Annotated in this window: 11 protein-coding genes and 1 pseudogene; 3 read left to right on the forward strand and 9 right to left on the reverse strand. The window is 66.8% G+C overall.

What is annotated here, in order from left to right:
- Positions 1–733: 733 nt before the first annotated feature.
- The 3 genes from ACFODV_RS01140 to rhlB all read right to left on the reverse strand — a co-directional run bounded on the left by ACFODV_RS01140 (position 734) and on the right by rhlB (position 5,201).
- A complete protein-coding gene (locus ACFODV_RS01140; RefSeq protein WP_379753369.1) occupies positions 734–1,168 on the reverse strand; it encodes an REP-associated tyrosine transposase in 435 nt (144 codons plus the stop codon).
- 612 nt (positions 1,169–1,780) lie between these two features.
- Entirely contained in the window at positions 1,781–3,919 is a 2,139-nt protein-coding gene (gene dinG, locus ACFODV_RS01145; protein WP_379753371.1) for an ATP-dependent DNA helicase DinG, read from the reverse strand.
- 4 nt (positions 3,920–3,923) lie between these two features.
- Positions 3,924–5,201 (reverse strand): ATP-dependent RNA helicase RhlB, encoded by a 1,278-nt coding sequence (gene rhlB / locus ACFODV_RS01150; RefSeq protein WP_379753374.1) that lies wholly within the window; start codon positions 5,199–5,201, stop codon positions 3,924–3,926.
- A 152-nt stretch (positions 5,202–5,353) separates the two neighbouring features.
- Between rhlB and ACFODV_RS01155 the strand changes: the two are divergent.
- The 3 genes and pseudogenes from ACFODV_RS01155 to ACFODV_RS01165 all read left to right on the forward strand — a co-directional run.
- Positions 5,354–5,587: pseudogene (locus tag ACFODV_RS01155) on the forward strand (hypothetical protein); the annotation flags it as partial.
- 95 nt (positions 5,588–5,682) lie between these two features.
- The gene (xthA, locus tag ACFODV_RS01160) at positions 5,683–6,510 is read left to right on the forward strand and encodes an exodeoxyribonuclease III (protein WP_379753377.1); all 828 of its coding nucleotides are present in this window, start codon (positions 5,683–5,685) and stop codon (positions 6,508–6,510) included.
- A gap of 54 nt (positions 6,511–6,564) precedes the next feature.
- Positions 6,565–7,779 carry an iron-containing alcohol dehydrogenase gene (locus ACFODV_RS01165; protein WP_379753380.1) on the forward strand — a complete coding sequence of 405 codons (1,215 nt, stop codon included), beginning with the start codon at positions 6,565–6,567 and terminating at the stop codon, positions 7,777–7,779.
- An 86-nt stretch (positions 7,780–7,865) separates the two neighbouring features.
- On the opposite strand, the gene ACFODV_RS01170 is transcribed toward ACFODV_RS01165, so the two are convergent.
- The 6 genes from ACFODV_RS01170 to ACFODV_RS01195 form a co-directional block, all read right to left on the reverse strand.
- On the reverse strand, positions 7,866–8,585 hold the full coding sequence (locus ACFODV_RS01170) for an energy transducer TonB (protein ID WP_379753383.1): 720 nt from the start codon (positions 8,583–8,585) through the stop codon (positions 7,866–7,868).
- On the reverse strand, positions 8,582–8,986 hold the full coding sequence (locus tag ACFODV_RS01175) for an ExbD/TolR family protein (RefSeq protein WP_379753386.1): 405 nt from the start codon (positions 8,984–8,986) through the stop codon (positions 8,582–8,584). Before ACFODV_RS01175 ends, ACFODV_RS01170 begins: the two co-directional genes overlap by 4 nt.
- Positions 8,979–9,545 carry a MotA/TolQ/ExbB proton channel family protein gene (locus ACFODV_RS01180; protein ID WP_379753389.1) on the reverse strand — a complete coding sequence of 189 codons (567 nt, stop codon included), beginning with the start codon at positions 9,543–9,545 and terminating at the stop codon, positions 8,979–8,981. The genes ACFODV_RS01175 and ACFODV_RS01180 overlap by 8 nt, the downstream gene beginning before the upstream one ends.
- A complete protein-coding gene (locus ACFODV_RS01185) occupies positions 9,529–11,298 on the reverse strand; it encodes a DUF3450 family protein (RefSeq protein WP_379753393.1) in 1,770 nt (589 codons plus the stop codon). The genes ACFODV_RS01180 and ACFODV_RS01185 overlap by 17 nt, the downstream gene beginning before the upstream one ends.
- 215 nt (positions 11,299–11,513) lie before the next feature.
- Positions 11,514–12,440 (reverse strand): electron transfer flavoprotein subunit alpha/FixB family protein, encoded by a 927-nt coding sequence (locus ACFODV_RS01190; RefSeq protein WP_379753396.1) that lies wholly within the window; start codon positions 12,438–12,440, stop codon positions 11,514–11,516.
- A gap of 42 nt (positions 12,441–12,482) precedes the next feature.
- Entirely contained in the window at positions 12,483–13,232 is a 750-nt protein-coding gene (locus ACFODV_RS01195) for an electron transfer flavoprotein subunit beta/FixA family protein (protein ID WP_379753399.1), read from the reverse strand.
- Between the last annotated feature and the right edge of the window lie 326 nt (positions 13,233–13,558).

Genomic DNA, 13,558 nt, shown 5'->3' on the forward strand with positions numbered 1-13,558 from the left:
GGGCCGGCGGCCACACCAAGGTTAGTGCCCTCCGCTTTCGCGCAGCAAGCTGCGCTCCCACAAGGTTATTGCCAGCGCTGGTGGGGCCGCCCCTCCCTGTGGGAGCGATCTTCAGATCGCGAATGGCGGCAGCCACCAGGGCCGGCGGCCACACCAAGGTCAGCGGCCTCCGCTTTCGCGCAGCAAGCTGCGCTCCCACAAGGTTATTGCCAGCGCCAGTGGGGGGGCCGCCGCTCCCTGTGGGAGCGATCTTCAGATCGCGAATGGCGGCAGCTACCAGGGCCCGCGGCCACACCAAGGTAAGCGTCCTCCGCTTTCGCGCAGCAAGCTGCGCTCCCACAAGGATATTGCCAGCGCCGGTGGGGCCACCCCTCCCTGTGGGAGCGATCTTCAGATCGCGAATGGCGGCAGCTACCAGGGTGGGAGCAAACTTCAGGTCGCGGATGGCGGCAGCTACCAGGGTCAGCGGCCACAACAAGGTAAGCAGCTTCCGCTTTCGCGCAGCAAGCTGCGCTCCCACAAGGATATTGCCAGCGCCGGTGGGGCCACCCCTCCCTGTGGGAGCGATCTTCAGATCGCGAATGGCGGCAGCTACCGGGGCCGGTGGCCACACCAAGGTCAGCGCCCTCCGCTTTCGCGCAGCAAGCTGCGCTCCCACAGGGTTATTGCCAGCACCGGTGGGGGCGCCTGTGTGAGTGACTTCAGTTTTTGAATAGCGAGGTCATACCGAAACTCACAGCCATGCGGCATCCCAGTAAGGATACTGACCAATATCACTGACCAGACCTGCACGCAGGGGGTTTGCAACGATATAGCGAGCCGATCGTCTGAGATCCTCATCTCGCCGAAGGGCGTGGTCATGATAGCCCGGCTGCCAGATCCCTCTTCCCACCTCGAGTGAGACACGGGCCTTGTAGATTCTGACCAGCACACTCAGCCTGCCATGCAACTCGACCAGCCAGTGGACATGGTCAGGCATGACCACAAAGCTAAGGGTAGTGCCGTGCTCCAGCACCGCGGGAGAATAGAAGTTTCTACATGCCGAGGCAGCATACTCGTAGTTCAAAAAGATCGGGTGCCGATAATTGGTCACCAAGGTAATCAGATAGCTATGACCCGGGATCGATCTCCGGCCTGTTCTGAGGTCTCTGGAATGAGCGCTAGGCATGGCACTGAGTCTCGTTCAGCATATTGTCCCAGCTTAGTCACCCCCGCTTTCGCGCAGCAAGCTGCGCTCCCACAAGGTTATTGCCAGCGCGGGTGGGCCGCCCCTCCCTGTGGGAGCGATCTTCAGATCGCGAATGGTGGCAGCTACCAAGGTCAGCGGCCTCCGCCTTCGCGCAGCAAGCTGCGCTCCCACAAGGTTATTGCCAGTGCCGGTGGGGGCGCCCCTCCCTGTGGGAGCGATCTTCAGATCGCGAATGGCGGCAGCCGCCAGGGCCGGCGGCCACACCAAGGTCAACGGCCTCCGCTTTCGCGCAGCAAGCTGCGCTCCCACAGGGTTATTGCCAGCGGTGGTGGAGCCGCCTTCCCCCTTCGCGCAGCAAGCTGCGCTCCCACAAGGTTATTGCCAGCGCCGGTGGGGCCGCCTTCCCCCTTCGCGCAGCAAGCTGCGCTCCCACAGGGTTATTGCCAGCGCCGGTGGGGCCGCCCCTCCCCTGTGGGAGCGATCTTCAGATCGCGAATGGCGGCAGCTACCAAGGTCAGCGGCCTCCGCTTTCGCGCAGCAAGCTGCGCTCCCACAGGGTTATTACCAGCGCCGGTGGGCCGCCTTCCCCCGCTACTGGCGGACGCCGTCGATCTCTCGGACGAAGGGGGGGAGCGAATCGAGCAGTGCCCGGCCGTAGCGGCGGGTGAGCACTCGGCGATCGAGCAGGGTGATGCGGCCGCTGTCGGACTCCTTGCGGATCAATCGACCGCAGGCCTGCACCAGTTTGATGGAAGCGTCGGGGACGCTGATGCGCATGAAGGGATTGCCGCCGCGGCTCTCGATCCATTCGGCGAGCGTGGCGCCCACCGGGTCGTCGGGCACTGCGAAGGGCAGCCGGGTGATCACGACGTGGGTCAGGTAGTCGCCGGGCAGGTCGATCCCTTCGGCGAAGCTGGCCAGGCCGAAGATGATACTGCCCTCCCCCGCGTCGACCCGGGCCCGATGGCGGGTGATCAGCTCGCGCTTGGGCAGGCGATCCTGAGCCAACACTCGTTCGCCCAGTGCCTTGGGCAACGCCTTCTCCACGGCGCGCAGCTGCGCCCGCGACGAGAAGAGCATCAGCACCGCCTCCTGCTTGCCCAGCGCCTGGACGAACTCGACAATGGCACGCTCGTGACCTTCACGATCGGCCGGATCGACGGCTTCCCGGGGCACGCTGAGCACCGCCCGTGAGTAGTCAAAGGGACTGGGCAGGCGCTGGTAGCGATAGCGATTGGCCAGCCCGGCGCGCTCCTGCAGGCGTTCGAAGCGCCCGAGTGCGGTCAGCGTGGCCGAGGTGATGACGGCACCGAAGGTGGTTCCCCACAGGCTCTTCGCCAGGGTGTGGGCCGCCGAGACGGGGCTCGCCGAGAAGGTCAGCTCCGGGTCGGCCCCGAAGCGTTCCAGGGCCAGCCAGCGGGCGCGGGGCGGCTCGCCTTCGGGGTCTGTCTCGGCAAAGGCCTGCCACAGGGCGTGGGCCTCCAGCGCCCGGCCATGCAGCAGCGCCAGCAGCGGCAGCCAAGCCTCGGCCTGCTCGCGCGGAAGCCCGGTGTGCTTATCCGGGTCAAGGCTCTCGCGCAGGATATCGGCCATGCTCTCCAGGGTGCGCGAGAGCTCGGCAAAGATCACCAGCAGGGCCCCGGCCAGCTCCTTGAGCGCCTCGGGGGCACGCCCCATCTCGAAGCGGTGCTGACGGGCCTCCTCACCGCCGACGAGCCCTTCGGGACGCCCGGCCAGCTGGTGGCCCAGGGCGAAGGCCTCGCCGAGTTTCGGCTCCAGCGCCTCGATGGCCTGGGGCAGCGTGGCCAGCAGCCTTGCCAGGGTAGGCTGAACGGCCAGGGCCTGGTTGAGCTCGGTCAGCGACTTCTTCAGGGTCCGCAGCCAGCCCAGGGCGCCGCCCACGGCGAAGCGGTGGGTAAAGTGGTTGAGCGCCTTGTCGGGAAGGTGGTGGCCCTCGTCGAAGACGTGGATGCAGTCGCCCGGGTCGGGCAGCACCACGCCGCCGCCCAGGGAGAGGTCGGCCAGCACCAGGTCATGGTTGGCGACGATGATGTCGGCCTGCTCCAGGTCACGCCGGGCACGAAAGAACGCGCAGGCAGCGAAGTGACCGCAGCGGCGATTGGTGCACTGGCGATGATCGACGGTGAGCTTGCGCCAGTGGTCGTCTGGGATCGCCTCGGGCCAGCTGTCGCGATCGCCCTCCCAGCGGCCGTTGCCATAGGCCTCGCCGAGGGACTGGGCCAGGGCCTGGAAGTCGTCGCCGCCGCTGGCGAGCTCACGCTCGAAGAGCGAATAGGTGGGATTGTCCTCGGTGCCATCGAGGGTCTGGTCAAGGCGCGCCACACAGATATAGCGGCCGCGCCCCTTGGCCAGGGCGTAGCTGAAGTCGATACCGCTGTGGGCCTTCAGCGAGGGGAGATCCTGATGCAGCACCTGCTCCTGCAGGGCCACGGTGGCGGTGGCCACCACCAGCCGCTTGCCGCGGGCCTTGGCCACCGGCAGCGCGGCCAGCAGATAAGCCAGGGTCTTGCCGGTACCGGTGCCCGCCTCGAGCACGCAGACGTGCTCGTCGCTGACTCGCTTGCCGGCCTCATCGACCTCGATGCCCGCCAGGGTGCGGGCAATCTCGGCGATCATCAGACGCTGGCCATAGCGGGGCGTCAGATCGAGGCCTTCGAGCACACGGCGGTAAGCCGCCTGGATCTCGCCCTTCAGCGCCTCGTCAAGCATGGGCTCAGAGCAGGCCTTCGGGCGGATGTTCGCAGGGCAGCTTGTCGCCGATAAAGCGCTCGATCTCGGGCAGCGAGAAGGCGTCCTCCTCACCCACGAAGCTGATCGACACGCCCTTGGCGCCGGCGCGGCCGGTACGACCGATGCGGTGGACGTAGTCCTCCGGATCCTCCGGCAGGGTGTAGTTGATCACGTGGCTGACATCCTCGATGTGGATGCCGCGACCGGCCACGTCCGTGGCCACCATCACCTGGATCTCGCCCTCGCGGAACTGCTCGAGGGTTGTGATGCGCTGGTTCTGGGGCACATCGCCGGAGAGCATGGCGACGTTGATGCCGGCCTTCCTGAGCAGCTCGTCGAGCTTGCGCACCAGGTCACGGCGGTTGCCGAAGACCAGGACGCGATCGAAACTCTCCTGCTTGAGCAGGTTGATCAGAAGGCGCTGCTTATCCTCGTCGCCGACCAGATAGACACGCTGGTCGATATCGGCGGCGTTCTCCACCGTGACCGCGATATCGACGTGGGTCGGCTCAGAGGTCCACTGGCTGGCCAGGTTGAGGATGTCCTCGGTGAAGGTCGCCGAGAACAAAAAGGTCTGGCGCTCCTCCGGCTTCGGCGTATGGCGGATGATGCGTTTGACGTCGGGGATGAAGCCCATGGAAAGCATGCGGTCGGCTTCATCGAGCACCAGCACCTCGACCTGGGTGATGTCGACATCACGCTTCTGGTGGAAATCAAGCAGTCGGCCAGGGGTAGCCACGAGGATATCCACGCGATTGGCCAGGGCTTCACGCTGAGCCTGGTAGTCCATGCCGCCGACAACGCTGGCCACCTTGAGGTCGGTGAAGCGGGCCAGCGCCTTGGCGTCTTTCTCGATCTGCAGGGCCAACTCGCGGGTCGGGGCGACGATCAGGGCACGCGGAGCGCCGGGCTTCTGGCCGTTGGGGGCCTCCTCCTCGAGAAAGTAGGCGAGGATCGAGATCAGGAAGGCGGCCGTCTTGCCGGTGCCTGTCTGAGCCTTGCCGACAACGTCGCCGCCCAGCAGCGTGTGGGTCAGGGCCTCGGCCTGGATCGGGGTGCAGTACTCGAAACCCAGGGCGTGAATGGCGTGCATCAGCGGCAGCGGCAGGTCGAAATCATGGAAGCGCCACTTGCCCGCCACGGCAGGCACCTGAAACTGGCGCAGGTCCCAGCCGGAGGCGTTTCGGCGACGCGGTTTGCGACGACGACGCTTGGGCTTGCGATCCTGGGCCGGTGCGTTGATCTGATCCGACTCGCTCATAGGCTGATGTCTGTCCGTTTGGCTGGTTGAGTACATGACACAAATGCGCATTGTAACAGCCAATGCGACGAAGGGCGCGTCTCGTAAGCGCTTCGCCTGTGGCCGACGCGACGGGCCTGTTAGAATACGCGCCAGACCACAGGAGTTTTTCCATGACCCGTCGCAAGAAGACCCGCTCGCTGGCCGACAAGGTGCAGATTCGCACCGGCCGGCGCAAGGATTTCAAGAAGTGGCGCCACGAGAATCCCGACCAGGTGACCTCGTCCACGCGCTACACCCAGAAGAAACGCCAGCAGCGCAAGCTGCAGGCGGCACGCAGGATGGCTCGCCATGAGGCCGGCCAGGACATCGCCATCCATCCCAAGCAGGCGACTGAGAGCCCCGAGACTGAGAGCCCCGAGACTGAGAGCCCCGAGACCGAGAGCGCCGTGACTGAGCGCCCCGGTACGGAAGACCCCAATCAGGGGAGCTCGAAGCGCTGATGCGTCTGGTCTCGTTCAATATCAACGGTATCCGAGCCCGCCTCCACCAGCTCCAGGCGCTGGTGGATGACCAGCGCCCGGCGGTAATCGGCCTTCAGGAAACCAAGGTGCAGGACGCCGACTTCCCCCGCGAGGCGGTGGAGGCGCTGGGCTATCGGGTCTTCTACCACGGCCAGAAGGGCCACTACGGGGTGGCGCTGATGGTCGACGTCGCCCAGTGCGGCGAACCCGAGAGGGTCCACTACGGCTTTCCCGACGACAGCGAGGCCGCCCAGCGGCGCATCATCGGCGTGAGTCTTCGCCCTGCCAACGGCGAACCGCTGACGATATGGAACGGCTATTTCCCCCAGGGCGAGAATCTCGAGCATCCCGTTAAATTTCCCTACAAGCGCGAGTTCTACGCCCAGCTAGGGCGTCTGCTGGCGCGCCAGCATCGCCCCGACGAGCGCCTCGCGGTGATGGGCGACTTCAACATCTCCCCCGAGGACATCGATATCGGCATCGGTGAATCCAACCGCAGGCGATGGCTGCGCGAGGGCAAGACCAGCTTCCAGCCGGTGGAGCGGGAGTGGCTCGCGGGCATCAAGGCCTGGGGGCTGACCGACAGCTACCGGGTACGCTACCCGGAAACGGACGACCGCTTCAGCTGGTTCGATTACCGCTCGAAGGGCTTCGATCGGGAGCCGAAACGCGGCCTGCGCATCGACCATATCCTGGTCACCGCGCCCCTGGCCGAGAAGATCACGGACGCTGGGATTGATTACGTCTTGCGCGGTATGGAGAAGCCCTCCGACCACGCCCCGGTGTGGACCGACCTCGACCTCTGAGCCTGACCACGCCCCTGCAGTGAAAACCCTGCCCACCAGACCAGGAATCGTTATATGTCGGACATATCACGCCTCGAACGGATCGACGCCTTTCGCCTCTCGGCCCTTCCCGAGATCCACTTTGGCCGCCAGGTCATTGGCCAGCTGCCGGGGCTGATCGCTCGGCACGGCAGTCGCATTCTGCTGGTCACCGGCCGACGCTCCTTCGTCGACTCCCCCCGTTGGCCCCAGCTCCAGGCGGCGCTGGCCGACCATGGGGTGAGCTGGGAGCACGTCAGCGTCGCGGGGGAACCCTCTCCTCGTCAGGTGGATGAGATTGTGGCGGCGCATCGCGAGGCGGGAATCGAGGTCGTGGTGGCCATCGGCGGCGGCAGCGCCCTGGATGCCGGCAAAGCCGTGGCCGGCCTGCTGCACATCGGCACCTCGGTGATGGACTACCTGGAGGGAGTGGGCCGAGGCCTGCCCTACCCCGGGCCCGCCGTACCGCTGATCGCCGTGCCCACCACCGCGGGAACCGGCAGCGAGGCCACCCGTAATGCGGTCCTGAGCGAGCAGGGGCCGGATGGCTTCAAGAAGTCGTTCCGGGATGACCGGCTGATGGCCCGGGTCGCCCTGGTCGACCCGGACCTGCTGGCCGGCTGCCCTGGGGACCAGCTGGCCGCCAACGGCATGGATGCCTTTACCCAGCTGCTGGAATCCTATGTATCCGCCAACGCCAGTGCGCCCACCGATGCTCTGGCCTGGTCCGGCATGCAGGCGTTCTGCCAGGGCTTCTGGACCTCACTGGACAGTGACCCCGGGCTTGCCGAGGAGGGCTATCCCGGGCTCGCCTATGCCTCGCTGATGTCCGGCATCACCCTGGCGCAGGCGGGCCTGGGGTCCGTTCACGGCCTGGCGTCGCCACTGGGCGCCTTCTTTCCGATTCCCCACGGCGCGGTGTGTGGCACCCTGCTCGCCGAGGCTACCGCAGTGAACATTGCAGCCCTGCGCGAACGCGGGGAGGCCCCGGAAGCCCTGGCGAAGTATGCCCGCGTTGGCCGGCTGCTCGACGACTCCCCAAACCGGGATGACCAAGAGGCCTGCGACGCCCTGGTCGCGACCCTGCGCGATTGGACCCACCGCCTGGCCATGCCACGCCTGGGCGAGTTCGGCATGGTCACCGAGGACCTGCCACGGGTAGTGGCCGCGGCGCGAGGCGGCAGCATGAAGACCAACCCGCTGGTGCTCAGCGACAAGGAACTGACCGATCTGCTCATCCGCCGCCTCTGACAGCGGCGGAGGCTCATCGAAAAAGCACCGAAAGGGCGCTGGAAGAGCGCCTACTTAGCCCCACCGGGACAGCGCGCATCACACCGTTACCGCAGCCGGAACTCCAGGCGCTGCCTCGCACGACGCAGGCGCCCGTCGGCCTCGAAGCGCCATTCCCCCACCGCCTCCTCGGCGACCGTCTCGAAGACCCGGCGCGGCCGCGCGTCCAGCACCCGGATGCTGGTGCGATCGACGCTGCCGTCGGGTCGGATCAGAAACTCCAGCTCCACGTGACCCTCGAGCCCGCGCCGCTGGGCCCGTCGCGGATAGCGGGGCGGCACCCGGCTCAGCGGCACGGCCTCGCCCACCTCTACCGGCCCGTTGTCGGCGACATCTGGCCCCCCGTCGGCGTCACCATCGCCAGGCTTACCGGCGGGTTCGGCGCGAAACGTGTCGGCTGGATCAGCCGCGGGCTCAGGTCTTGGCGACTGACGGGGCTCGGGCTCGGGCTCGGGCTCGGGCTCGGGCTCGGGCTCGGGCTCGGGCTCGGGCTCGGGCTCGGGCTCGGGCAGGCTGTTGCCCTCGGGGCTTTCCGGCAAGGGGGCGGGGGCGCCTTCTGATGCCTCCGGCTCGGCGACTGATTCGGGCGCCGTCTCGGCCTCTTCGGCCCGCTGAACGACCTCCGCCACCGCCGCCAGTCGCAGCGGCAGGGCCATCTGCGGCGGCGTCACCTCCTCCTCGGGCGGCATGACGAGCAGCGCCAGCAGCCAGAACAGCGCAAGCGCCAGGGCCGAACCGCCCAGCGCGGAGAGCGCCAGCCGGATCAAGATCCGCTCCGGGTAGCGGCGACCGCCACGTCCTCGATCCCGGACTCGCGCAGCCGATCCATCACCTCCAACAGTCGCCCGGTGGTGGCCAGCCGATCGGCCTGAATCACCACGCTGCCCTCGCTGCCGAGCAGCTCGGCCACCTCGGCCCCAACGCGATGGAGATCCACCGGCCGGCCATCGACCCAGACCGCCCCCTCCGGGGTCAAAGCCACTATCACTTGAGCCTCCGGCCTGGGGCTGGCGGCGCTGGACTCGGGGCGCTCGATCTCCACCCCGCTCTCCTTGATGAAGCTGGTGGTGACGATAAAAAAGATCAGCATGATGAACACCACGTCGAGCATCGGCGTGAGGTTCACTTCGCTGGCCTCGTTCTCGACCTCCAGGCGGCGCCTACGCATCCCCCTCCTCCCCTTTCCCCTCGACGGCGCGGGCCAGGCGGTCCTGCAGCCGCTGACGCTCGCGACGAATGATCACTTCCAACCGCGTGGTGACCAGCAGGCCAGCCACCGCCACGGCCATCCCGGTCAGGGTAGGCAGGGTGGCCCGGGCCACGCCGTCGGCCATGGCACGGGCCTGATGGGTCTCGCTGAGCGCCAGGCCGTCGAACACCACGATCATGCCGGTCACGGTCCCCAGCAGCCCCAGCAGCGGACAGAGCGCTACCAGCAGCTTCATCCACGGCAGCGGGCGGCGCAGACGGGCAACCAGATCGCGGCTCCAGACATCACGCAGAGTGCGAGCACTCCAGCTCACGTGGTCTTCGCGCTGCGACCAGCGGCGAAGCAGCGCGCGCCGCTCCGCCCGCCAGGTGACCCGGAAGTACCACCAGCGCTCCAGGGTCAGGGCGAACAGCAGCGCGGCCACCAGCATGATGACGACGAGCACCGCCCCGCCCGCCTCCACCAGACGCTGTAGCGGCTCGGCCCAGGCCCACCCGGCATCACGTGGAAACGACATGAGGCTCACGCTGCGTCGGGCTTGGGGAGGCTGGGGTCATTTCCAGATGCTCGGCAAGTGCCGCGCTGGCATGCCCCTCCAGCAGGCCGACCAGACGCCGGCACCGGCTGACCAGGGCGGTATAGGCAAACAGCAGCGGCACCGCGGTGATCAACCCCAGCACCGTTGTCACCAGCGCCTGGCTGATACCCCCGGCCATCAGCTGCGGGTCGCCGGTGCCGTAGACGGTGATCGCCTGGAAGGTGACGATCATGCCGATGACGGTACCCAGCAGGCCCAGCAGCGGCGCCACCGCGGCCAGCAGCTTGACCAGTCCCTGGCCTCGCTCCAGGCGAGGCAGCTCCGCAAGCAGCGCTTCATCCAGGCGCGCCTCAAGGGCCTCGGGCGGCAGGCCATCGGACAGGGAGCGAAAGCGTCCCAGCACACGCCCGAGGGGATTGTTGTCGCGCAAGGATTCCCCCGCGCGCCGCTGACGCCGCAGTCGCAGGCTGACCACCAGCAGGTAAGCATACTGGAGCAGCGCGGCGAACAGGCCGAACCCGCCCAGGGCGACCACGACGTAGCCTACAGCGCCGCCCTGATGAAAGCGCTCCACCAGGGTGGGCTGGGCCGACAGGACCTCCAGTAACCGGCCTGCCGTGGGGTCCAGCAGCAGGGGACCCTGGCCGGTCCATGCCGACGCCAGGCGGGTGCGCTGCCAGGAGGAGAGTCCTTCGACCACCGCCAGGCGCTGGGTCTCGCCGTTCTCGAAGGCGCCGCGACGCAGCAGATCACCGCCGCCGAAGGCCAGCAGATCGCCCAGACGCGCCACCTCACGCGGCGCGATGTGGCCCCCGGCATCGGCCACCGGTGCCTCGAAGCGCCGCCAGCGCCCGCTCTCTTCGGTCCAGGCCTCGAGCTCGCGCAGCAGGGTCGCGCTCGCCTCGATACCGCTCACTGACGCATCGGGCCGCGAGGGCAGCGCGAGCCCGCTGCCCAGGCGAAGCCAGCTCTCGGCCAGTTCGTCGCGCAGTTCGCCCACCTGGCGACTCACCTGCTTGTGCAGCTCGGCGTCGACGTCATCTGCGAGACGAGCTTCGGCGCGATCCTCGTTCATTGCCTCGACGCCCATGGCCATGGACAGCGGCGCCCGCCGGGACCTGTCGGTCTCATCGTCATGGGGCGCCAGGGAAACGGGCAGAGCCAACAGCGCCGGGGCACGGCGCTCACGGACGATGGCCTGTCCCTTGCGTAGCTCGGCCAGCTCGGCCCCCTCCAAGACCCGCCAGCCTGCCTCGGCGAGGGACCAGACGCCTCCCTCACGGCCGTCAGGCGTGAGGAAGTAGAGCCCAACCCGGCCCAACCGCAAGTAGTCCACCTCCCTGGCGGGGTCGCCCACCAGCAGGCCCCGCCAGCCGTCGGTATCGCGGCCGTAGGCCAACTCCTGGCGCCAGGCGGCCACCAGTGACGCCCACTGCTCGTGGGCCAGCAGCGGGTCGGCGGCCAGCGCCTGACGCAGATTGATCACCCGCGCCTGGCGCTGCCGGACCAGAAACGGCAGGTCGCCGGCGATAACGCTCTCCAGAGCCGCCAGACTTCTCGCCATCTCGGCGGCCAGCGGTAGGGCCAAGCCCAGGGCACCAGGATTCAGCCCTTCCCCGGGGGGAATGACGCGCTCCTCTTCGCCCAGTGCCAGACCAGGCAGCAGCGCCAGACACAGGCAGGCGGCCCTGACGAGGCGCAGGGCCCACGAATTTCCTCTGCAGTTGATCACCCTTGTCTCCCGAGCCCTGTCTTTCAAGCCCTGTCTTTCGAGCCCTGTCTTCCGGCCCTGTATCCACAACTCTACAGGGCAGCCGTGATCTTCTCCCATGGGGAGCTCTTCCGCCATGAGCCTTGTCGATTGCGCGATGAGCCAGGCGGCGGCGAAAAAAAACCGGCCCCCTTCGGAGGCCGGCAACGGCAGATACGACTCTTGCCGTGGGATGCTTACAGCTTGCTCTCGAGCTCCGGCAGGACCTGGAAGAGATCGGCAACAAGACCGTAATCGGCGACCTGAAAGATCGGCGCTTCCTCATCCTTGTTGATGGCGACGATCACCTTGGAGTCCTTCATCCCGGCCAGGTGCTGGATGGCACCGCTGATGCCCACGGCGATGTAGAGCTCCGGGGCGACGATCTTGCCGGTCTGGCCCACCTGCATGTCGTTGGGCACGAAGCCGGCGTCCACGGCGGCACGCGAGGCGCCGATGGCCGCGCCCAGCTTGTCGGCGATGCCGTCGAGCAGCTTGAAGTTCTCGCCGTTACCCATGCCGCGGCCACCGGAGACGACCACCTTGGCGGCGGCCAGTTCGGGACGGTCAGACTTGGCCAGCTCCTCCTTGATGAAGGTGGACTGGGCGTTGTCGGCGACGAAGTCCACCGCCTCGATGGCAGCAGAACCCCCCTCGCCGACGGCATCGAAGCCGGTGGAGCGCACGGTGATCACCTTCAGTGCGTCCTCGCTCTGCACGGTGGCGATGGCGTTGCCGGCATAGATCGGACGCTTGAAGGTGTCCGGGGACTCAACGGCGATGATCTCGGAGATCTGCGCCACGTCCTTGAGGGCGGCCACACGGGGCAGCACGTTCTTGCCGTTGGTGGAAGCCGCAGCCAGCAGGTGGCCGTAATCGCCGGCAAGCTCCGCGATCAGCGCCGCAGTGGGCTCGGCCATCAGGTGGGCGTAGGCGGCGTTGTCGGCCACCAGGACCTTGGCAACGCCATCCAATTTCGCGGCGGCCTCGGCAATGGCGCCAACGTTTTCGCCGGCTACCAGCACATGGATGTCGCCACCGATGGCCTGTGCCGCAGCAACCACATGGGCGGTGGCAACGGCCAGGGCCCCGTCGTGATGTTCCGCGAGTACCAGGATGCTCATGAAATCCGCTCCTTTCAAAGCACTATGACAAAGCGCAATGTGTTAAAGAACTTTCGCTTCGTTCTTGAGTTTATCGATCAGCTCGTCCACGGAGCCCACCTTGACGCCGCCCTGGCGCTCGGCCGGCGGCTCGACCTTGAGCAGCTTGACCTTGGAAGCCACCTCGATGCCGAGATCTTCGGGGGTCTTGACGTCCAGCGGCTTCTTTTTCGCCTTCATGATGTCGGGCAGCTTGGCGTAGCGGGGCTCGTTCAAGCGCAGGTCGGCGGTCACGATGGCCGGCAGGCTGAGCTCAATGATTTGCATGCCGCCGTCGACCTCGCGGGTGACCTTGAGCTTGTCGTCCTCCACGACGATCTCGGAGGCGAAGGTGCCCTGGGGCAGGCCGCTGAGGGCGGCGAGCATCTGGCCGGTCTGATTGTTGTCGGTGTCGATGGCCTGCTTGCCGAGAATCACCAGGCCTGGCTGCTCCTCTTCCACCAGCTTGGCCAGCGCCTTGGCGGCACCCAGCGATTCAACGCGCTCGTCGGTCTGCAAGTGAATGGCGCGGTCGGCACCCAGCGCCAGGGCCGTACGCAGCTGCTCCTGGGCGGCTTTGGGGCCGATGGTGACGGCGACGATCTCGGTGGCCACTCCGCGCTCCTTCAAGCGCACCGCCTCTTCCACGGCGATCTCGCAGAAGGGATTCATGGCCATCTTGACGTTGGTAAGGTCAACGTCGGAGTTATCAGGCTTGACCCGGATCTTGACGTTGTAATCGGTGACGCGTTTGACCGCGACGAGTACTTTCATGGTGTCCTCGCTTGGTGTCTGGTGCGACATTGCCATTCGCACCGTCCTGAAACGGGCCGCATGGAACGGTGCGGCATGCCCTGTTAGATTTCATGCGAGCGTTTGATAGGCGCCGCATCGGAAAAACTGTATCAATGTGCCATAGCCGGCGGCCTGGCAACAATCCCACGTTCGGACGCCCTCCTCGTCGGCACTAACACATCGAGGGGGTGACCTGAGACCGCTATTATGCCTATCATGTAGACAGGCAAGAAGCAAACGACCGTTTTAATTGCTTACGACGTTGGTGGCAAGCCATCGGCGGCGCAGCAAGGGAGGATACCCAG

The sequence above is a fragment of the Halomonas tibetensis genome (genome assembly GCF_042643535.1).
GTDB classification, from domain to species: Bacteria; Pseudomonadota; Gammaproteobacteria; order Pseudomonadales; family Halomonadaceae; genus Halomonas; species Halomonas tibetensis.